At 51.6% G+C, this 22,069-nt stretch carries 16 protein-coding genes; 2 read left to right on the top strand and 14 right to left on the bottom strand.

Going from position 1 to position 22,069, the window contains the following annotated elements; translation table 11 throughout:
- Positions 1 to 55: 55 nt before the first annotated feature.
- Both CWC22_RS14070 and yegD read left to right on the top strand, forming a co-directional pair.
- Positions 56 to 895 (top strand): DNA ligase, encoded by an 840-nt coding sequence (locus tag CWC22_RS14070; protein ID WP_138537653.1) that lies wholly within the window; start codon positions 56 to 58, stop codon positions 893 to 895.
- An 88-nt stretch (positions 896 to 983) separates the two neighbouring features.
- The gene (gene yegD, locus CWC22_RS14065; protein ID WP_138537652.1) at positions 984 to 2,348 is read left to right on the top strand and encodes a molecular chaperone; all 1,365 of its coding nucleotides are present in this window, start codon (positions 984 to 986) and stop codon (positions 2,346 to 2,348) included.
- Positions 2,349 to 2,359: 11 nt separating this feature from the next.
- On the opposite strand, the gene CWC22_RS14060 is transcribed toward yegD, so the two are convergent.
- The 14 genes from CWC22_RS14060 to CWC22_RS13995 all read right to left on the bottom strand — a co-directional run bounded on the left by CWC22_RS14060 (position 2,360) and on the right by CWC22_RS13995 (position 22,028).
- Entirely contained in the window at positions 2,360 to 2,821 is a 462-nt protein-coding gene (locus tag CWC22_RS14060) for a methylglyoxal synthase (RefSeq protein WP_125559923.1), read from the bottom strand.
- 7 nt (positions 2,822 to 2,828) lie between these two features.
- Positions 2,829 to 3,464, bottom strand: coding sequence for a LysE family translocator (locus tag CWC22_RS14055; RefSeq protein ID WP_049865688.1), 636 nt, complete (start codon positions 3,462 to 3,464; stop codon positions 2,829 to 2,831).
- Positions 3,465 to 3,656: 192 nt separating this feature from the next.
- Positions 3,657 to 5,474, bottom strand: coding sequence for a S8 family serine peptidase (locus CWC22_RS14050; RefSeq protein WP_138537651.1), 1,818 nt, complete (start codon positions 5,472 to 5,474; stop codon positions 3,657 to 3,659).
- A gap of 278 nt (positions 5,475 to 5,752) precedes the next feature.
- Positions 5,753 to 6,931, bottom strand: a complete 1,179-nt coding sequence (locus tag CWC22_RS14045) for a multidrug effflux MFS transporter (protein WP_138537650.1) — start codon at positions 6,929 to 6,931, stop codon at positions 5,753 to 5,755.
- An 818-nt stretch (positions 6,932 to 7,749) separates the two neighbouring features.
- The gene (locus CWC22_RS14040; RefSeq protein WP_138537649.1) at positions 7,750 to 8,835 is read right to left on the bottom strand and encodes a prodigiosin biosynthesis protein PigM; all 1,086 of its coding nucleotides are present in this window, start codon (positions 8,833 to 8,835) and stop codon (positions 7,750 to 7,752) included.
- Entirely contained in the window at positions 8,832 to 9,491 is a 660-nt protein-coding gene (locus CWC22_RS14035; protein ID WP_138537648.1) for a 4'-phosphopantetheinyl transferase family protein, read from the bottom strand. Before CWC22_RS14035 ends, CWC22_RS14040 begins: the two co-directional genes overlap by 4 nt.
- Positions 9,488 to 9,802, bottom strand: a complete 315-nt coding sequence (locus CWC22_RS14030; RefSeq protein ID WP_010382568.1) for a RedY — start codon at positions 9,800 to 9,802, stop codon at positions 9,488 to 9,490. The genes CWC22_RS14035 and CWC22_RS14030 overlap by 4 nt, the downstream gene beginning before the upstream one ends.
- The gene (locus CWC22_RS14025; protein ID WP_138537647.1) at positions 9,799 to 12,090 is read right to left on the bottom strand and encodes a polyketide synthase; all 2,292 of its coding nucleotides are present in this window, start codon (positions 12,088 to 12,090) and stop codon (positions 9,799 to 9,801) included. The genes CWC22_RS14030 and CWC22_RS14025 overlap by 4 nt, the downstream gene beginning before the upstream one ends.
- 16 nt (positions 12,091 to 12,106) lie before the next feature.
- The gene (locus tag CWC22_RS14020; protein WP_138537646.1) at positions 12,107 to 13,603 is read right to left on the bottom strand and encodes an AMP-binding protein; all 1,497 of its coding nucleotides are present in this window, start codon (positions 13,601 to 13,603) and stop codon (positions 12,107 to 12,109) included.
- Positions 13,604 to 13,605: 2 nt separating this feature from the next.
- Positions 13,606 to 15,552, bottom strand: a complete 1,947-nt coding sequence (locus CWC22_RS14015; RefSeq protein ID WP_138537645.1) for an aminotransferase class I/II-fold pyridoxal phosphate-dependent enzyme — start codon at positions 15,550 to 15,552, stop codon at positions 13,606 to 13,608.
- 11 nt (positions 15,553 to 15,563) lie between these two features.
- The gene (locus CWC22_RS14010) at positions 15,564 to 15,812 is read right to left on the bottom strand and encodes a hypothetical protein (protein ID WP_049866001.1); all 249 of its coding nucleotides are present in this window, start codon (positions 15,810 to 15,812) and stop codon (positions 15,564 to 15,566) included.
- A 27-nt stretch (positions 15,813 to 15,839) separates the two neighbouring features.
- A complete protein-coding gene (locus tag CWC22_RS14005) occupies positions 15,840 to 16,859 on the bottom strand; it encodes a methyltransferase (RefSeq protein WP_138537644.1) in 1,020 nt (339 codons plus the stop codon).
- A 67-nt stretch (positions 16,860 to 16,926) separates the two neighbouring features.
- A complete protein-coding gene (locus tag CWC22_RS14000; protein ID WP_138537643.1) occupies positions 16,927 to 19,479 on the bottom strand; it encodes an aminotransferase class III-fold pyridoxal phosphate-dependent enzyme in 2,553 nt (850 codons plus the stop codon).
- Positions 19,476 to 22,028: a biosynthesis protein PigD gene (locus CWC22_RS13995; RefSeq protein ID WP_138537642.1), complete on the bottom strand. Its 2,553-nt coding sequence runs from the start codon at positions 22,026 to 22,028 to the stop codon at positions 19,476 to 19,478. The genes CWC22_RS14000 and CWC22_RS13995 overlap by 4 nt, the downstream gene beginning before the upstream one ends.
- Between the last annotated feature and the right edge of the window lie 41 nt (positions 22,029 to 22,069).

Raw genomic sequence — 22,069 nt, 5'->3', positions numbered from 1 at the left:
GCCGCGCTAAGCTCTGAGGGAGGATATCTTAACTCTGCCTACAAGGAGCGTAGCGATGAACATTCAACTGACAGGTTGGCTGTTGGCCTGCCTGTGTTACCTGCAAATAGCCTGTGCAAGTCCGGCCCCCAGTGTGCAATTAGCCAAAGTGTATCAGGCACAGCAGCCGGTCTCCCATTATCTGGTAAGTGAAAAGTTTGATGGCGTCAGAGCGGTATGGAATGGTCAGCAGCTGCTTACCCGCACGGGTCAGGTGATCCATGCGCCCGCCTGGTTCACCTCTGAATTGCCAGATATGGAACTGGACGGAGAGCTGTGGGCTGGCTATCAGAACTTTGAATTTGTCAGTGCGGTGGTGCGGCGTCATGAGGCATCCGAGCAGGACTGGCGGCAGATCCACTATCTGATCTTTGATGCGCCCAGCGTGGCTGTGCCCTTTGCACAGCGGTATGACGTCTATTCTCAGCTTATCGATCAGCTGGTACAGCCCCATGTCCGCGCGGTACCTCAGTATCGGTTTACAACCAAGGCTGAACTGGATGAATTTTTTGAGCAGGTATTGGCTCGCGGTGGCGAAGGGGTCATGCTTCATGAACGTCAGGCACTGCACCAGGCTGGCCGTAGTTCGGCCATTTTGAAGTACAAGCCTTATTTCGACGCCGAAGCTGAGGTCTTGGCACATTTGCCCGGTAAGGGTAAATATCAGGGCATGATGGGCGCAATCCGGGTTAAAACGCCACAGGGCATTGTCTTTAAAATAGGCTCGGGGTTCACGGATGACCAGCGTCGCGAGCCTCCCCCAATTGGCAGTCAGGTGACCTACCGATATCAGGGAGTCACAAAATTTGGTAAACCACGATTTGCCCGCTTTTTGCGTGTCAGGCAATCACTTTAAGGATTGTGTGATAGACGCACGCTGAGACTTTTACTTGCCACTTTGCTGTGATACAGTGCGCGACCTTTTTATGGTTGTGAGGTGACAAATGATAGCAGGATTTGATTACGGTAGTTCTAATTGCGCAATCGGTGTAATGCGCGAAGGCGATGTCACATTGGTGCCTCTGGAACAGGGCAAACCTTATCTGCCGTCAACTCTGTACGCGTTACACAACAGCCTGGTGAGTGAGTATGTCGCGCACAATCTGGCAGGCTCTGCATTTGCTACGGACTACCAGGCAGCGCGTAAGCCTTTGTTAGGCAGTGCAGCTATGGCACGGCGTGAGCTTGACCTGGCGGCTGACGAGCAAGGGGTGTTTGTCGGCCAGCAAGCCATAGAAGAATACATCGCGTTTCCTGAAGAAGGGTACTTCGTGAAGTCGCCCAAGTCTTTTTTTGGTGCGGTTGGTCTGAAACCAGCTCAGCTGGCATTTTTCGAAGACATTGCAACGACCATGATCATGGAGCTAAAAAGCCGTGCTGAGCGTCATCTGGAGCAGCCGCTCAGCCAAACGGTCATTGGTCGGCCGGTCAACTTCCAGGCCATTGGGGGTGAGGACAGCAACCGCCAGGCGATTGATATTTTGACGACCGCCGCGAAGCGTGCCGGGTTTAAAGATGTGGCCTTTTTATATGAGCCGTTGGCAGCGGGCATTGATTATGAGTCCCGCCTTACCCAGGATCAGAAAGTGCTGGTGGTGGATATTGGCGGTGGTACCAGTGACTGCTCTTTTGTGCAGATGGGACCGGGCTTTCGTGCTAAGGCGGATCGCAGTGATGACTTTCTGGCCCACACCGGTAAGCGAATAGGTGGGAATGATCTCGATATTGCACTGGCATTTCATACCTTGATGCCAGTATGTGGGCTGGGCAGTCAGTTTACATCTGGCCTGCCTTTACCTAACCCCTTGTTCTGGCAGGCATGTAAAATTAATGATATTCAGATGCAAAGTGACTTCTACAGTGCGCAAATGGCGCGCGAGCTGAGCGGTATGCTGAGAGATGTCCGTGAGCCGGAAAAACTCGAGCGATTGTTGAAGATTCAGCGCAGCAAGATGACGCATCAATTCGTGCGCCAGGGCGAGCTGGCAAAAATTGCGCTGTCTGATCAGGATTCACATACGGCAATACTGGACTTTCTGGATAGCGAGCTGAGCGTCGATATTAGTGCGCAGACTATGGCTGAGTCGGTGGCAAGCTGTCTTGAGCAAGCCGCGGTGCTGGCTGAGCAGGCAATAGCTGAGGCAGGCACGCGTCCCGATGTGATTTATCTGACAGGCGGGAGCGCCCAGTCTCCACTGTTAAAATTGGCACTACAGCAACGCCTGGGCGATATCCCTATGGTCAATGGCGATAATTTTGGTAGTGTTACCGCCGGTCTGACCAAGTGGGCGAGTCAATTATACCGCTAGTGTATTGGGTGCTATAGCGCCATACGATGCGCCAGATACTGCTCATAATCGGGGAGTTGGCGCTCAATCGGAGTGGTCATCATCATGGATGACAACAACATATCTGCGGTGGTCTCATTACAAGCTACCGGAATATTCCACACTGCCGCAAGCCTCAACAGCGCTTTGACATCCGGATCATGCGGCTGTGACGCAAGCGGATCCCAGAAGAAAATCAACATGTGAATTTCGTTCTCAGCGATTTTAGCACCGAGTTGCTGGTCGCCTCCCATGGGGCCGCTGAGTAACTTAGTGACTTCCAACCCAGAGGTTTTTTCAATGAGGTGACCGGTTGTTCCTGTTGCATAGAGTTGGTGCATAGCAAGTTTATCCAGGTGCCCCTGACACCAGCTGACCATAGCCTGTTTTTTGCCATCATGCGCGACCAGTGCGATGCGTTTTTTAGCCGGAATGACCTGCGACTTGGTATCCATACTTACCTCATAATAATAAGTTAATTGCCAGTGCGACGAAGATAAAGGCTGAGATCCTGTCTATCCAAATCGGTGCACTGGGATGAGCGCGAAAATAGCCGGCGATTTTATCGCCGCTGTAAACATACACACAATCAATGGGAAAGGCCAGAATTGGATAGAGTAACCCGAACATGGCAAGCTGCACTGTGGTAGACGTTGTCAGGCTTTGATCCACAAATTGAGGAATGAAGGCAATAAAGAATAATGCCACTTTGGGGTTGAGCACTTCTGTCATCATAGCCTGAAACATGACATTTTGTTGCTTCTTATTGCTGACATGAGGCTTTTCTTCGTCGTTGTTCTCTGGCCGAGACAGAGTGTCTTTGAAAGTGCGTACCCCCAGGTAGGCAAGGTAGGCCGCACCTAGGTATTGTACTGTGGTATAGGCGGTTTCTGAGGCCTTAAGGATAGCCGACAAACCAATCACTGCAAACAGTGTATGGACTACTCCCCCCAGCGCAAAGCCAAAAGCACTTTGCATTCCGGCTGTGCGGCCGTTGGTAAAGGTCTGAGCCATTAAAAAGGCATTGGAAGGGCCTGGGGCAATGGCAATAATAAAGCTGGCAAATAAAAAAGAGGCGAGTAATTCCGGGTTTAGCATGACGGGCTCTGTTCAACATAATTGCACTTAGTGTAACCAGCTTAAATAAAAAAACCTATAAAAAATGCGGGCATACGCCCGCATAAAAATTGGTTATTAATTGGTTGGGGGATACCAACCAGGCTCAGTGCAGCGAGATAGATGGGCACGCAGGGTGCCTGTGTGTCTCGTCATAACACCAGCAGGTCAGTATCAGAACACAACAGTCTGAGTTGCAGAGCAAGCAGATGTGCTGTTTTGCTCGCAAACCTGATAAGTGTAGCTACCGCCACCTTTACCACTGATGCTATCTGTGTAGCTATTATCGTTGCTGGTTGTGACAATCTTGCTACCATTTCGGAAAATATCGACCTGCGAGGTAGAGGCACCTTGCCAGTTCAGGTCAACATATTTACTGCCTTTTGATTTGTACCCGTTGGCTGTGAGTTGCAGGTCGCCACCATTACCGCCACCGGCACAGCCATTGGCAGTCAGATACGCATCTGCATCTGCTGCTTTAACAATGCCGTAGCCAAAGTACACGTCTTTACCAGCCGCACCACTATCTTGTGCCGTTGCTTTGAGCGCTGCACGAATTTCCTGGCCAGTACACTCAGGGTGGTTTGACCAAACCAGGGCTGCAATACCTGACACGGCCGGGGTTGCCATTGATGTGCCGCTCATCAGACCATAATCCGCTGTGCCAATCACAATGCTTGCGCTGGAAGATGCCAGCAGGGCTGTGCGGTCTTCAAATGCCGCGCCAATTGCCGGGATGCTTGTGGTGTTGGTATCACCCAGCGTGCCGTAAAGCATGCCCGCTTCATTATTAATGATGATGGCGCCGACACCACCTGAATTTTCACAGTTGGCGACTTTGTCATGGAAAGAAATATTGCCCCGATCGATTAGGCACACTTTGCCATTTGCCGAGCTGTCGGTCGCTTCTGCTGTGCCCATGAAATATACTGACGAAGAAACGCTGCCACTGTTTTCCATCGCAGATGAAGCAAACGCTGCACCATCAACGCTCAGGCTCGACGATGTTGCAAGACCTGCAGGGTACGTAGACAGAGTGTCAACGCCACCGGCGGTGACTTCAACGCAGATAGTTTCATCTTGACCAGCATTTTTACCTTTGCCACTTTGACAGCTTGGGAACTGAGAAAAGTCAGCAATGTTATTGTCGGCATCATTTGCACCCACCATCATGACTGACGGGTAACCCGCCGGGTAAGAGCGGACATTGTTACCATCGTTACCAGCAGCCGCAACGACCAGGCCGCCCGCATTATTAAAGCTTTCGAAAGCATTTTCTTCGGTGCTGTTTGCACCACCGCCACCCAGGCTCATGCTGATGATATTGGCACCCGCCTGACTGCACAGGTTTGCTGCGTGAGCCAGATCTGAGGAGTAACCCCAGCCTTCTGCATTGAACACTTTGATGATGTGCATGTCTACACCCGGTGCCATACCAATCACACCAATGTTATTGTCCGCAGCGCCCACGGTCCCCGCCACGTGCGTGCCATGTGGACCACCATGCTCATACCAGTTACCAGTACCCGAGTCATTATCTCCTGTGATGTTGCCCCAGATGAAATCCGGGTTGGACATATCCAGACCTGAGTCGATGACGCAGACTTTCATGCCAGCATTAGCATCAAAGGTCACCTGGTTTGCCTGCGACTGATAATAGGCGTAAGGGGCAACCTGTTGCTGCATTGGGTCGCCGGCATCATCATTATATAAACCCATCAGTTGACGCTTTTGGTCCACTTCTATCAATTTGATATGCGGGTTGTTTAGCAATCCCTTAACTTCACTGAGCTCTTTGCCGCTAAATGTGGCGGCGAGGAAGCCATCACCGTCTATGTGCAGCTGTGCGCCCACCTTCTGTGCTAGTGCTTTGACTATGCCCTTTTTATTGTTATCAACCTGGATGATGAATCTGTCTTCGGTCGCCTGAGCTGTTGCTGTGGCACATAAACCTGCAAGTAGGAGTGACGTCGTAAACTTGTTGAATTTCATTATTATTATCTCTTGGTTTTAATTATTTTAACTTGGTTACATTGCTAACTATTGGTTAACGCATATTAAGATAGACGTAATATTGCGCTAACGTAAAGAGAAATTATCCACGCTGTTGGAATTTATAGGAATGAATTATTCTTTATTTATAATTAAATAATATTAGCGGAAGTCTGGATATGCAGAATTTTTTATTCTTTTATAATAATGAAAATTGGTATCATTATCTATTTTGTGACTAATATGAGGATAATGATACCAGGTTCGCGGGGTATTGATCAGGTAGGGTTATGCAAATTATCTTTGCAACGACTGAACAGTAAACATAAGAAAGGCAGTCCGATGAGCATATGCATGGCTAGCTGCTCCGGAGCGGGTAACGCCAGTGGCTGGCTGATCATCGCTAATAGCCCGGCGCCACTCATTTGCATAACTCCGATCAGCGCGGAAGCTGTCCCGGCCTGATTGGCAAAAGGAGCCAGGGCATTGCCAGCGGCAGCCCCCAGCGTAAAGGCAAAACCGATAGAGGCGATATACATAGGTAACAGATACGCCAGCGGGTGAGTTTGCGGTGTGATTAACAACAAGATCCCACCAAGGGTAAATAAACTCAGGCCAAATCTCAGTGCCTGCTGCGAGTTACGTTTAATGAAGTGGGGCGCAGTAAAACTGGCTGCAATACTAATCGCGGCGTTGATGGTAAACCACATGGTAAATTCCTCAACGGGACGATTAAGCCCGGTCATGATCCAGCCCGGAGCGCCGACGACAAAGACCAACATAGCTGCCATGCACACCATAGTAATGCTGGCGTTGAACATAAACTGGGGACTACTCAGCATGGGATGGAAGCGGCGAAAATCAAGTAAATGGCCAGAGTAGACGGTGGTGTCGGGTTTCGTTTCCCGGTACAGTGCGAGCACCAATACCAGACCAACTGCGGCAAAGCCCGTCAGAAAAGTAAAGTTACTGCGCCAGCCAAACTCTATGGTCAGCCAGGCACCCAGGATAGGAGCCAGTGCTGGAATAAAGCAGACAATGCCGTTAAGGTAGGTGATCATCTGACCACTGCCTTTATGACCGAAACTATCCCGTACAATTGCGAAGGCGCTGACAAAGGTGGCACAAGCCCCCAAGCCCTGCAATACACGAGCAAGCATGATCCAGTGCCATTCATCCAGCAAGGTGGCCAGCAGCGCCCCAATGCCGAATAACAGAATGCCGGACAAAGCAACCGGGCGTCTGCCATATTTGTCGGCGAGCGGACCGGCAAGTAGTTGTCCAAGGCCCACTGCTAACATATAAATACCCACTGTTTGCTGAATACGGGCCTCGCTGACGGCCAGGTCTTGTTGCATATTGACGAATGCGGGTAAGTACAGATCGATCCCCAGTGGACAAAACACCACTAGTAGAGCGAGTATAAAAATCAATAGTTTGCTGGTTTTTTGCTGCATGCTGTCTCCTTATGGCGGGTATTGTAGGGAACCTAAGAAAAAAAGACAGGACAAAGCGCCGGAACAAGAAATTTTTTATTGCTATGCCCGGATGGCATTAAAATACGCTATGTAAATGGTAGCCAGGAAAGTGTGAGTGGAACCGTGTTGGTCATGTTGTTTGTTGAAGTGAGGGCAATAAGAAGGAAAAATACGGTACTAGAATATTAGTCCGTTTGCTGCGTCTGACGCATTTTTGGTTAAGTTAAGTGGTTTGAGTGCGGCAGTAGCACTGCCGCGATTTAATTAGCACCAGCAAGTATGGTCGCTTTTGCCACTTAGACGATCACAAATGTGCCCGGTTGGGAGGCATGCTCTCGGTGGTGAGCTCTCACCGGCGCCGCCAATTTGAGGTGTGGCTTGATTGTCCAGCAGCATAGTGTTGTCTAGATGTTTTAGTTGTTTCTTTTTAAGTGCTAGTTTCATATTCATATCCTGTTGAATTATTTTTGTTTTAACAATGGGTCAACTACAAACTACCTGAAATAATTTTTGTTTGTCAACTGCTTTTTTGTAGTGCACAAAGCATGCTTACGCTGACGCCTTTGTGTTATGTATGGCGTGGTAATTTGCAGTTAGGCCGCACAAATGCTCTGGGTAGAGTTTTTGATTTCGTTTGCAGAAACAAGTGTTTTCGCGGTGCAAATGCGTTCTTCTGTGTTGTCTATCTCATTGCCACGGGGGCATCTGCCACCTGCAACATTTGCTGTCATCAGTACGGGCAGATGCGCAGTGTCCTTAGAGAGCATTTTGATTTGGTTTTTATTCTTTTCCTGTTGTTATCCGCGCTGGGTAGGTGGGGGTTTAGTCAGGCTATGGGTGTCTGAAACCAGAATGCTCTGCCAATGTCGCCTCGGAGCCGGGCTGCCGGATTGCTGAGGTTCACCGAATCGGGCAAAAAAAACGGGTAATTCTGACAGGCTTAGACTGGCTGCTAAAGCTTGCCTGGCAGTATCGTGTTGCACAAGCACACTGATTGGGTGCAGAGCCCATCCCCACTGTTGTAGTTTAAGCCATAAAGCACCTAATCCTAAGCCCGCACGAAAAAGCGCTTCATCGCCTTCTTTACTCATATTTAGCGACAGGTAGTGCGGCCCGGCTTCAACCAGTTCAGCAAGACCTTGAGCCATTTTGGTTGGCAATCTGAGCAATTTGTTCAGGCCACTCAGGTAAGGGTGAAAGGCGACTTTAAAAAAGGTTTTGAAACCGCCAGAAACCGGCCCAAACAGATTGTGCAGGTAAAAGCCGTCCTCGTACTGGCGTTTTTCATCAAAGCGAATATAGCTGTAGGTTTCGCGCCATGCGGCTTTGTTTGCAAAATCAAGTCCGGCATAAGTTTGCGTCAGTTGACTCAGCGCTTTGCCATGGGTTTGCTGGTAATAAATCCCGAGTGTCACCGGATAGGGTTTTAGCACCGAGCTTAGCTCGTTACGCTGTAGTTCACTAAGCGTCGTGTTGCAGTAGGCTGAACGTACGGTATGACGCTGTTGTAGTTGCTCAGATAAAGCGGCAAATGCAGTTGCCTGATGCGCCTGCTCAGGTCCAGGCATAAAGCGGATGAGCGCTCTGTCTTCGCCCGCCAATACTTGTTGCTCTTGCTCATCGCACCAGCGCCAGTGCAGCTGATACCCGCGCAGGCATATCAGCTGCTCAAGAAAGTGGAAGAAAATACCACAGCTGAGCAGCATTTCCCGCTCTAATGACGGCAGACCGGTGAGTTTACGGCGGTTGTCTATGGCCAGGTAGCCACAGTGTATTACGGGGTCGAAGTGAACGGCCCAGGGCTGGCAGTTGTGTGAAGACGGGGCGAGTCGTGCCAGTGCGACAGCCTCTGCCAGTGTCTGTTCAAATGCAGTGTGTGTCATGATGGTTTTCCATTGTGTAAAGAGAGTATGGGGACGACCTCCTGGTCGCTCGCAATACAGACGGCACAGCAAAAATAGAGTGTTTGCCAGAGCCAGTAACTGACAGGTGCCAGCGTATCATTTTTGCTTGTTATGCGTCCGTATGAGGTGGCACCTTGGCTTGCATATTGCTGGATGTGGATAGTACGTAAATCAAACGGCAGGCCCCGGCCATGGGATTTGAGATAGGCCTCGCATAAAGACCATCGCGTGGTTTGGGGGATTATGTCGGCCAACACCTCGTTATGGTGAAACAGACGCTGCTGGTTGGTGACAGAAAAGCGGCGATAAACCTGAATGTCGATACCAAGAGGAGCGGGGGCAGTGGCGACAGCATACCAATTATGGCTGTGGCTAGTAGACACAGGCTGAGCAGGTTTTCCCTGGCCCTGGTCGCCATAAGGTTGCCCGTACTTTGTATGATTGAGCCTGACTGAGGGGTTGGCGCAGGCCCTTTGTAGTGCGAAATTGGCCAGTGCCCGGCACTGCTGCTTGACAGCAAGTCCCTGGCTCAGACGAGCGCGGGCGGATAATAGAGCGTCGGTATACTGCCTGATGTACAAAATGGGCGAGACAAGTGTCTCTCCCTCAGGCGTAATACAGTGCTCAGTGATCACTGCTGATAACCCTGTGCGATACGCTCGCCTTTAAACTCCTCGACGACTTCGGCCATCTCGTCAAAGCGACTGACCAGACTTTGGAACAGCGGGGTGGTCATATCTTGCTCAAACGCCTGCTCGGATTCTAAGTAGATGGTTTCTACAAAGTGGAACGGGGCATCTGCCTCGGCGGACGCTTCAAACACCGCGAAGGCTTTGACTGAATCAAGCTGTTCGCAGGCCTTGTAGTCCGTGGTTTCGACCCAGTCGCGAAAGGCGCCCAGGTGCTGAATGTGCTTAAGGCGAATTTTGTGTACGATAAGTTTCATAATGATTCCTGTGAATGAGCGTGTATTAAAGTCAGATGATAATTGATGCCGCCGGTCCCAAAGGCATTGATGGCTCCAATGCGCTGTTGGGTGTCCAGCAAGGGCCAGGGTTGCGCCTGTTGTGGCACCTCAGCCGGAATGTTTTCGAATGGCAATGCATCATTGAGCTCCCCCAGAATTGGGGTCGGTGGCATGCAGCCATGTTCCAGCGCTGCGAGCATTTTTGCCAGGCTAATGGCGCCGGCACCGGCAAAACAGTGGCCAAAGTTATATTTTCCAGACCCCAGATAGAGGGGGGACATGTGTTCACGACGATAGGCTGCACAGAGTGATTCCAGCTCAGCCTGGTCGCCGAGCGTGGTGCCAGTGCCATGGGTTTCAAGATATTGTACTTGTTCCGGGTTGACCGATGCCAGTTGTAAGGTTTTATACATGGCCAGTGCCTGCCCTTGTGGGTCGGGCGCGGTCATAGAGCGACTGTCGCAGGAACCTGAAATGGCATCAACATGGGCAATGGCATTGGGTGCGTCCGATTTAGCCTGCAGGACAAACAGACCACCGCCATCCCCAGGGGTGAAGCCATCGGCCCCCTTAGCAAAAGGCCGAATGCGGGTAGCTGAGAGCATCATCTGTGCGCCGCACAGCACCAGATCTCGCTCTAATGTGGCAGTTTCAATCCCGGCCAGCACAATGCCGTCATAGCGTCCGGATTGCAGCCCTCTGACAGCATTGTGCAGTGCGGCCATAGAACTGGCACAGGCCGCCTCAATGGCGATACAGTCGGCATGTGGGATCTTCAGATGCTCTGCCAACAACCGGGCACCCCCTAATCCTGTTGCGCCATACCAGCTCCAGCGATTGATTGGCGGTGGCGTGGGTTGAGGTAAATGTGTCGGGGCTGCTGGTAACTGATCCCACAGTGCACACGCGCCTAATTGACGATCGGCATTCAGAGACAGGTTACATGCCAGGATCACTGCCGGGCGTTTGAATTCCCCAATCTCGACAGACTCTGTGGCGTTCAACAGCCGCAGTTGGGACACATCCAGGCGCGCTTTTTTGGCCGGCATCATAGGTTTATTCAGGACCTGGTCGCACGGATTATGGCTGTCAAAGCTCATTGCTTGGTCTATGTAGGTGCTCAGTTTCTGAGGGGTTGCCCTGACAAATGCCGATGCATTGAGTTGCTGTGCCGATTGCGATCGCAACAGGTCATCCCCATTGGCCAATGTTTGCCAGAAACGGGCTTTGTCGTCACCCAGTGCAGTGATGGGGCAATATTGAGTGATTGCCACCTGGTCGTCACTCGCGTCGGTGTCTTCGTGTGATACAGCCTTATTTATTTGCCAGTGTGGTCCAAAAGTTGCGGCGCCGGCACAGTGAGTTTCCTGGCCCAGGTGCATCTCAAGTAACTGATAAAAGACCTGACTTGCACCGGCGAAATAGCGCGTGGCTTCCTGCTCTGTGGCTGTGGTGGTGATAGTCCCTAGCTGCATCAGTACCGGCCAGCCTTGTTGTTCGGCCGTGGTCACAGGGCAGACCACCAGAGAGATGGCACCTTCGAGCCAGGGTTGCTGAGTTGAAATGCCCTGATGATGGAGAATTTCAGCTTGTGGCTGGTGGTGAAAGCATTGAATACTGGTGAGGACAGCGAGCTGGCTGTCTGCATAGCGAAAGTTGTCCTGCGCTGCCTGTAACAGACGCAAACCGCCAAGATCACCGCCATCCAGGGTCTGGCATTTCCCTCGTGTGTGGGCAAAATGTGCTATCCGGGCGGGTATGGTTGAGGCCATTTCTCCAACCCGATCGTGAGAGGTGGCCCCAAAGGTACCTGCCAGCGCCTGCTTGTACTCATCGATGCGCATTTGCGCACTGTCAGTATCAGCCAATTGTTCACTCAAAGTCCGCAATGCAGTTACTTTGGTGGCATTACGATAAGCCGCGTCACTGGCCATATGTGTTGCACAGAGTTGATCGCAATGATCGCGCAGCGTTTCACTGAGGGTCAGCTGGCTCAGCGCTTCTTCAGCAGCAAGCAGTGCCATTCGGGTTTCGCGACTGACCGCCTTGCGAAACAAGGGGGGAATAGAAAACTTCTTGTAATCAAAGCTATCGGTGTGCACTTGCCCACCTCTGAGTGGCTCAGCAGCGACCGACCAGCCAAACGGATGAGTAAACTGACTCGGATTGAGTGTCCCCTGTTTTGCCAGGTCAGCAAAGTTCATGCCGTTGGGCAAAGCACAGCCGATCCCGACTATGGCTAAAGGGGAAGTAGGGGGTCTGCTCATAATACGCCTCTCATAATTACATCAGCTCAGCCAGTTGTTTACGGTCAACTTTGCCATTGGCATTGAGTGGTAGCTGTGCTGTGACTATCACTTTGTGTGGCAACATATAGGCTGGCAGTTGCTGTTTTAAAAATTGCTTTAATACCAGTAGCGAGGGTTTTTCTGCACCATCTTTGAGAACGATCACGGCAATAAGCTGATGCTGCTGTTCGCCCAGCGAGAGATGTAATGCAGCTTGATCTATGGCCGGGTGCCGATGCAGCAGCGATTCGATTTCGCCTAGCTCAACCCGATAACCGTTCAGCTTAACCATATCGTCGATGCGGCCACGATAGATGAGTCCCGCCTCGGTCAGTTCAACCAGGTCGCCGGTCGCATGACAGTTTTGTTGGTGTAGTGCTGTGGCTCTGGGCAGGTCCACATTGGCATAACCCGGTGTAACACAGCGTCCGCCAATAATGAGCTCGCCACACTGGCCCAGGCTTTCAGTCAGTGGTGTCCTCTTTCCTGTATCATCTTCCAGCCAGCCTTTTAATTCGGGTAGCAAGGACCCGATAGGCAGATGACGCAGCCCGTCCAGCTGGGGGCGGTTAACTTGCCAAGCTACGCACACATTGGTTTCGGTTGGGCCGTACCAGTTATGCAGCGCGGTACCGGCGGGCAGGCAAGTGATCAAGCGTTGCAATGCCGCCACGGCAAATGGTTCACCAGCAAAAATGACCTGCTTCAGGGTCGCGGTGCAATGACTGTTCAGTTCTCCACTGCGTACCATCATAGACAGGATTGAAGGCACACTGTACCAGATACTCACCTGATGCTTCTTGATCCCGCTGATCAGGGCCAGGGGATCTTTTTGTTCCTGTTCAGTGATCAACCACACACAGGCACCGGCGCGCACGGTGGCAAAGAGGTCGAAAGTACTTAAGTCAAAGGCAAAGCTGGCATGGTTGGCCAGGATGTCTTCGTTGTCAATGCAAGTTGTGTGCGCCGCCCAGTCAATGAAAAAGTCCAACATGTCATGACTGATCTGCACCCCTTTGGGCGTGCCAGTAGAGCCCGAGGTATAAAGGACAGCGGCAAGCGTGGTATCCCGGTACTGACGCAAACGTGACATGTATGCGCTCAGGTCTTGCTCGTAGTCGCTGCTATGGCTCAGGCTATCGAGTGTATTCAGCCAATCCTGGTCGAGTACTAATGCAGGTTTTGCTGCAGAGATAATACGTTCAACCCGGGCTTCAGGCTGGCTGTAATCAATGGGAATATAATGGTTTCCACTGAGCCAGCAGGCGTAGATGGCGGCAACAGTGTCAGGATGCTTTGGCAGGTTTAACAGCACCGGTGCCTGATCCAGTCCCAGTGCGCACAATGCATTGGCTATCTGGCAGGCGCGTGCAGCGAGTTGGGCATAATCCCATTGCTGATCGGCACAGATCAGCGCCGTTTTATGCGGGGTCTGCTGAGCATGGCTCAGCAGGTTCAGTGCAAAACGGGCTGATGACGGAATTTTCGTCATACTCAGGCCTCCGCCAGTCCCGCTTTAACATCCTGATTGAGTGGGACGCCTACTTCCAGCGCGCCTTCAACCAAAATACGATAGGCCTCATCCAGGTCGGCCTGAGTGTGTTCGCTGGTGATGCTCAGACGTAATCGTGCGTCGCCAACTGCCACGCCCGGGAAGACCACGGTCTGACAGTACAGGCCTCGGGCACGTACAGCACGGCCAAGCGCCAGCGTTTTAGCATCATCACCGACAACCACAGGCACAATGGCAGAATCAGAGTTTTCCAGATCAAAGCCTGCCTGTAATAACAGATTGCGGAAGTAATAAATATTGTCCCACAGCTTGGTCAAACGCTCTGGTTCGCGCAACATCACATCGATTGAGGCAATCACACCGGCTGCAACATGGGCTGGAATGGTTGCGGCAAAGACATAAGAGTTAGAATAGAAGCGCAGGAATTCCACCACATCACCATCACCACAGACAAATCCGCCGAGACCGGACAAGGCTTTACTCATGGTACCTAACTCCAGATCAACTTCGCCTTTCATATTGAAATGCTCTGTGGTACCGGAACCAGTTTTACCCAGTACGCCAGTTGAGTGGGCATCATCAACCAGCACGCGTGCGCCATAACGCTTAGCAAGCTTAGTCAGACGCGGCAAGTCGACGATATCACCGTGCATACTGAAGACGCCATCGGTGACGATCAGCTTGCCACCGGGATGGTCGGCATACTTGGCCAGTGATTTTTCCAGGCTGTTCAGCGAGTGATTGTAAATTTTGCGCTGGGCACCTGCCAGTTTACAGCCATCGGTGATACTCATATGGTTAATGGCATCGGTAAAGATCAGGTCATGTTTAGAGGTCAGTGCAGAAATACAGCCCAGGTTAGCCGAGTAACCTGAAGGGTAAACGATGCAGGCTTCACGGCCTTTTAGTTTGGCCAGCTTACGTTCCAGTTCTAGATGTAGCACGTTACTGCCTGCAATGATCCGACAACCGGTATTGGTTGCGCCATATTGAGCTGCGGCGTCTTGGATCGCCTGGATCACTTCCGGATGATTCGACAAACCCAGATAACTGTTGGAGCCAAACATCAGAAATTCGCGACTGGTGCCAGTGACTTCATCGAACATAACGGCGCGATTTTTACAGGGCGTTTCCAGCGGCATACCATACCAGTATAGTTGCTGCGCTTTTTTCTTGTCGTAAAAGGATTTGAACTCACGGGCCTTGTGAAACAGATCGCCGTGCTGGATCCCGACAAAGTCGCGCATGGTGCGGTTATCGCCATCATCACTGTCGATTTGATGTTGCACGTCTTCACTGCGGGTCGCAGGGTTGAGCAGTTCGTCAATTAAGGGGTTTTTGGTGACCAGCTCATCGGCCCACTGTGTGCCTTTTTCTTCAACCAGTAGCTTAGCAAAAGCCTGTTCCAGTTCCGCCAGGGTTTTACAATTCGGGATGCTCAGGTTGTCTCTCAGTCCCAGTGCTTTTAGCAGCTCGCCCTGTGCTGAAACCACGGTGACTGAATCTATCCCCAAGTCACTTTCAATTTCGGCATCCATACTCAGCTCCGTGGCATTGTAGCCACTGAAACTGGCAAACACAGTAATCACTTGTTCGCGCAACCAGCTGTGTGCATTTTGCTTACCATCACTGCTTCCTGTTGTTTTGGTTTCACTGAGGTGAAATTCCTGTGCGGCGATTTGCTTAACCGCGTCAGCGATACAGTGAATGTTCTGAATGGACAGGGGGTTTTTGAGTTGCAACTGCTTGGTCAATGCCGCGGTGACTTCGGCCAGCGCAATAGAATCTATCCCGAAGTCGTTCTCCAGGTGGCTGGTCAGATCCAGAGTATTAGCAGGGTACTCAGTCAGTTCAGTAAAGGTCTTCAGAACTTCCTGTTGCAGAGTTTCCATAATATCCGGGTTTACTTTTGGGTTTGTGGCACTCATATCAAGCCTCCTTATGCTTGCTCTGTTTGAAGGCGTTCAACCAGGGTGACCATGGCATCGACTGACGCAAAGTTGCCTGGGTGGATCTCCTGCATACCTATGTTTAACTGGGTTTCTTGTTTGAGGTAATCGACCAGGTCAAAAATGGCCGCCGAATCAACGATATTCAGCTCAAACAAGGGGGTCTGCGACTCAAGGCCGTCTTGCTCGCCGTCGAGAAACTGTTCGGCGATATGCTCTAGTAATTTAGTGACTAACATCCTGCTACTCCTTCTGTTCGTGTCTGATCAGGCTTTTTCGCCGACAATCAGGGTCCGTGGCCCGGGGATCTCTAGAATACGGGCATTGCTGAATCCGGCTTCATGGAAACGCGCCAGATATTCTTCACTGCTGCTTTCAATACCGCCGTCGGTGGATACCAGCATGTTTAATGACAGCAAAGCGGTAAACTCTGGGCCTGACTTGTCATCATTCAACGGGGTTTCTGACGCAATAAAGCGGCCACCGGCAGGCATGGCGTTATAGATATTTTTGAGGATGGTGACCTGGGTTTCTGGCGCATAGTCATGCAACATCCAGCCAAGGTGGATGAGATCATAGTTGCCAATTGGCAGGTTGCCGGCGATCACGTCGCCTTCGACCACCTCAATGCGGTCGCCGTAGCCTTGCTCACCCAGCTTATCTCGTAAAAAAGCCGACGCCTGCGGCAGTTCACAGATCGCCAGCGACACGCCCGGGTGTGCATTGGCTACGGCAATGGGTAAGGTGCCAATGCCACTGCCAATATCTAAAAAGGAGTGGTGTTGCGAGAAATCATAGTCTTTAACAAAGCCTTCGATGAACGGTGCGGCAAATTTACCCAAAAACTCCTGAAAATCAGCGACGTCATCTGGGTTTTGATACAAGATGTCGAACCAGCTGCGGTTGTCACCAAAGACGGCTTCACGCTGATTGGTGTCACTCTTCACGGCGCTGCTTAGCTCGCCCCACAGCGGATACAGGAAGGTGTCGATATGACGACCCAGCCAGCCCAGCCACATGGGTTCATCACTTAACAAAAAGGAATGGTGTTGTGCTGGTAATTGATACAGGTCATCTTGTTTGGTGAGATAACCCATGGCGTGCAGCGCAATCAGCATTTGCTCCGTTGAGCGTAGCGGCGCGTCGATTTTGTCGGCCAGTTGTTCAGCGCTCAGGTCGGTGTCGCGAAAATGGTCAAACAGTTTGAGTGATAATGCAGCGGTTACCGCTTTGGCCTGAAAGAAGCCCATCATATGGTTAACGACATCTTGTTTGTTGAGAGTCATAAGTAATCCTTATCAATCATGTATTACGTTTAGGGTCGGGCCTGCTCGGCTGCGCGACCCGTTTTCCTTAGTCTAAAAAGGTCGAAAGTTCTTCGCAGACACTGGCGAAGGCGCTGACGAAGCGGTCAATCTCGGGTTTGCTGATCACCAATGGCGGCTGGATCCGTATCACCGTTGAACTGTTGGCAGTAACAAAGGTGAGGATCTGATGATCCAGGCAGAACTTAGTGACAAACTTCAGGCAGAACATTTCTCCCAGTGTTTGTTCCATGCGTGTCATGGCAGCTTGCAGATGCTCCCGCACCGGGTCGGGTAAGAATTTCCAGGTGCTATGCCAGTCACCCGGCAGACGGGTGGCAAACTCTCTGGCAGAAGCCGCAACAGCGCCGTCAAAGGTCTGTTCAAACTGGATCCCCAGCATCAGACCCTGACCCCGAATTTCGGCGATAAAGGGGTACTGGTCGGCGATGGTTTGTAGTTCAGATTTAAAATAGCTGCCCAGCTCATCAGCACGGGCTGCCAAATCTTGCGCGACTATCTCTCGCAGTGCAGTGAGTGCGGCGACAGAAGCCAGGTTACCGCCGCCAAAGGTGGAGGTATGGACTAAGAAGCGATCTGAGGTACCGTAGGCACGCTGCCAGACATCGCTGCGACACAAAGTGGCGCCAATGGGCAGTAAACCACCGGACAGTGACTTGGACAGCATCAGCACGTCAGGCTCAATGCCTTCCCATTCACAGGCAAAGAGTTTGCCGGTGCGGGCCAGGCCAGTCTGGATCTCATCCACCATCAGCAAGGTACCGGTATCGCGACAGATCTGTTGCACTGCGCTCAGGTATCCGGCTGGTGGCACGTGGACACCGCCTTCCCCCTGAATGGGCTCCAGCATCAATGCACCCACATCGTCTCTTTGCAGAGCTTCGCGTAAAGCGTCGAGGTCGGCAAAGGGTACTTCGACCATGGCCTGGATCAGCGGCTGGAAGTATTTACGGTGTTTTTCCCGTCCTGTGATAGACAAGGCACCGAGTGTTTTACCGTGGTAGCTGTTTTTCAGATACGCAATGCCTGGCTTGCCGGTGGCGGCTTTGGCCAGTTTAATGGCGGCTTCTACGGCCTCTGTTCCTGAGTTACTGAAAAACACGCGTCCCATCTCACCGGGAGCCAGGTGACAAAGGACCTCAGCCAGTTTGGCGGTGTGCTCCGGCACGGATATATACTGAATGAAATTGGGACCTTGCTCATCCAGGAAGGTTTTGACTGCCTGGCTGACGGCGCTGGGATTGTGACCCAGATTAAGGCAGCCGTAGCCCGCGACCATATCGAGATAGCCTGTGCCGTCGTTATCGTAGAGCATGGTGCCTTGTGCCTTGCGGAACACATTGTCGCAGCGTTGTTGTTTTAAAAACTCCACCATCATTGGGTTAATAAACTGGTGGTGGCGGTCCAGCGTGTCTTCTTTGGCCGGGTCCTGGGCAATGATGTTGTCGATAAAGGTCAGACGCTGACTGGTGTCGCCCTTGTCGATGGCATAGATGTCCTGATGATAATAGCGCTTCAGGTTGGTGACATGCTGGCGGTCAATACGTTCCCCAAATGAGGCAAGTGGATAGGCATAAAAGCCATGTTTCTCAGCCAGCTCACCGATTTCAAGCACTTTGACCGGTTCCAGATAACGGCCCAGAGAGTAATTCTCCCGGCGCTGCTCCAGGGCCAGGATAATGGTCTCGGCCATACACCCATTGAGCTGCTGTTTAATGGTGACATTCAGTGACTCGCCTCCCAATTTGACTGCATCAGTGGCTGTGACACAGCCACCATCGATGATCAAAATGTCATCGCGGGCAGGACGGGCATCGACATTGACGTCGCGTGGCAGTGCCACATCGATGAAAATGGAACCAGGTTGTAGCTTGGCTACATCAATCACGCCACCGGCTGAGGTGGCACCGGCAAATAATTTGCACTCGTCATACAGATCGTCCGGGTCGCCAGTCAGAGTAACTCGGTGGTGGTACTGCTCGGGCAGGTGACTGAGCATTTCCGCTTTGTCTTTGTGACCGGCGCGGTGCAGCAGTTTCAGGTTAAAGCCCTCGGCGAGCAGTAACCGGCTGAGTGCCAGGCAAATGGAACCCGGATAGCCCACGATAGCGACGGTTTCTTTTTCCGGATTGATGTCCAACCACTCTTTAATTTGCATCAGGGCTTTGTAGCCGGCATAGGTGGTCAGTGAATTCCCTGAGGTGATGGGAATGGGGGATTTGGCGGCTGTGGCTTCTCCACGACGACCAACTATCGAGGTAAATCCACCCAGGCCAACTAATTCAGCACCGTCGGCGACAAACTCTTCTACGCCCGCAACGACACGCTCAGCAATGGCTCTGGGATCGGCTATCATCTCCTCAGCGATCAGTGGCATGTATTTGATCATGCCCTCACAGGTTGCGCCGCTGGCGGACGTGATCTTGGCAAAGTTCATAAAGGGCACCAGGTTTGCTTTGCCCCATAGCTCGCGGTTATAGCCGGTATGCTGATCTTGGGTGTTACGTTGCAGTAGATCGAGCATTTTCACGTAACGTTTCAGGCCGACTGAGGTCGGGTGGGCGATAAATCCAAACTTCATGAGTTAACTTCCTGTGCTGGTGGCATGTCTGAGTCTGTGTTATGCGTAACGGGATCGGCACTGTCGCGTTGCCAGCCTTTGGCTGTGGCCAGAGAAATGCCATCCCCTTCATTGTTGTGGCCGAGGACCACAGAGAATAGGGTCAGCCGTTTTTGTGCCGTGAGTGCTGTGCGAACGGCAGTTTCGTCGAACTGGGTCAGGGTTTGCGCAGAAATATCAAAGTCGCCAATTTGTTGTTCAAATTGTGACTGCGCCAGGTTAACCAGGCGCATCTGGCGCGAGGTGCGATTAAACAGGATCCGCTCCTGATAAGTGTTAATGACTGACAGGCCACCATTGCAGAAATAAAACACACTGATGCTCTTATCGAGTAGCTGTGGGTGGGTCAGAATATTGTCGATAAATGCCGGGAGGATATCCGGCACTATGCCTTTGGCCCCGTCGCCGATAAAGGCAATGACATTGGTTGGGCTGGTGTAAGCCAGATAACCGCTGGCGAGCAGGGCATCGCCCATCAATGCTCGGCCATACCAGCCGGAAAAGCCGCGACGTGTTTTTGCCACATTGCGCACCGCAGAAATGCCACAGCGGCCAACATCGTACACCCCGGTGTAGTCATAGTCCTCGTGCTCGATTAAGTCTTCTATCACACGGTTAAGCTGACAGAAGAAATAGTTAGGCGACATGGGCAGACTGGGCAGTTTACTGAGTACATCAGATTGCGTATCCGGGTAAGCCATGATCTTAGCCATACGCCTGGCACGTAATGACTCACTGACATTCAGGTGCTTTTTGACCGCCTGCAGAAAATCGCGACAGCGCATGTGTAAATGCAGGTCAGCAAAGGGTGACAGATGGCTTTGTTCTTGGGTTAGCTGGACCAGATGAACCTTACGTTCAAGGCGACCATCGGAAAATGGTGTGGCTATCTGTGCGACACGGCTTTTGAGCATAAACAAACACTGTTCATCGGTGCTGTTAAGCTTGTCATTGGTATGAAAATAGTTGTAAACCCTCGGGGTATAACCATAAATAGCCAGGGTGCCGAGATAATTGTCGTTGCGCTTACCCTGATAGTATTTAGGGGCTGTGCCTGGGTGGGCGAGGCTGTCTACCAGTGCAATACCTGCTTGCTGGGCAATTTCATGGATCAGGGCATACTCGTCATCACTGACGGGCCCGAGTTGCCAGACCAATTTTTCAGGCCCGTGATTGATGAGGTCGATGGCCTGACGGAGTTCCTCTGTCATGATTTCAACAGGCTCATCGCTTGGGCTGGCTGGCAAGGCCTCAAGTGCTGGCAGGTCCAGCTCTATTGAAGATTCCAGCACATTTTGCGTTGCCAGGATCACCACTGGTCCCTGACCCTGGTGATAGAGACGATATACCTCAGCCAGATTTTCACCGATCTGCTCGATTTCATCCATATATACATAGGGAATGCGCTTAGCAGCCAATACATCGCGCATATCTTCGCTGGCCGTGATGGTGCCCTGAAAGCTATACCATTGACTCAGGCGATTTTCTGCAACGACGATGATCCCCTGCGCGGCGGTTTCTTTCAGATTCGCCAGCGTGCCTTTGAATTCGTCCATCATGCCAGAGGTGACGACCGCCAAAAATGGCATGCGGTAGAGTTGCCAGTTCGCCATGGCACCACAGGCAATTGCATGTTCATTTGGACCACGTAGCACCAGTGCGCCTTGTTGTTCGGCGTGGCGGTCCAGGTGACCGATCAAATTAGATACGACGGAGCCGGTATAATAAGACATCAGCCAGTGCTCTGGTGCTGTACGGGCAAAGAAGTTGATGAGCTGGTCGCCCAGGGTGTTGTGTAGCGCCAGCGAGCCGACAGGCTTGACCCGCCGATTGGCATAGTTCATTTCGAAAAAATCCATCCACAGACGCAATAGTTCGGTCTGGAATGTCGCCGGATCGGTACTGCGCACTATCTCTCTATATTGCTGAGGGAGGTAGCTGTAGGGCGTGCGCAGTGAGCGAATAAAGGTGACGGTCGAGAAGCTGGTATAAAAAGCAGGAATGCCGATTTTCTGCATCGCCCGGTAAAAGGCATCCAGGTCCCGGTCTATCTGATCTATGCTGTCGTCCTGAAACCCCATTGAGGTTTGATCATAAAACAGCATGCCGACCTGAAAATCGGGCTGCTCATTGAGCGCGTTACTGTGAATGACTTTTCCGGTCGCTTCAGCCAGGCTGGCACATTGGATCACCTGGATATTGATGGCTTTCTTTTGTCCCTTTAAAAAGTGGATGGCTTTGTCTCTCACTTCGTCATACAGCGAGCAAGGTACTAAAGACGGGTTTTTCAACGCCAGCTCTGATTGAATATGTACTCGGTTAAAGACGTACTCCCGAATGTCGCTGAGTACACTTAACCCGGTATGAAAGAATTGCTCATCTCGGGTTACGACAATTACACCCACGGTGATGGTATCCTGCTTTGCACCACTGCGCTGTGTCTCGGCTTGCCAAATATGCTCAAAGCCGGATGCGCTCGACTGAGTGCTTAATCCTGTAATGCTTGTCATAATTTATTCCTTCTGCTGCCTGCTAAAACTCGGTTCGTCAT

It is taken from the genome of Pseudoalteromonas rubra (assembly GCF_005886805.2).
Taxonomy (GTDB): Bacteria; Pseudomonadota; Gammaproteobacteria; order Enterobacterales; family Alteromonadaceae; genus Pseudoalteromonas; species Pseudoalteromonas rubra_D.
This window is presented reverse-complemented; position numbering and strand designations above follow the sequence as displayed.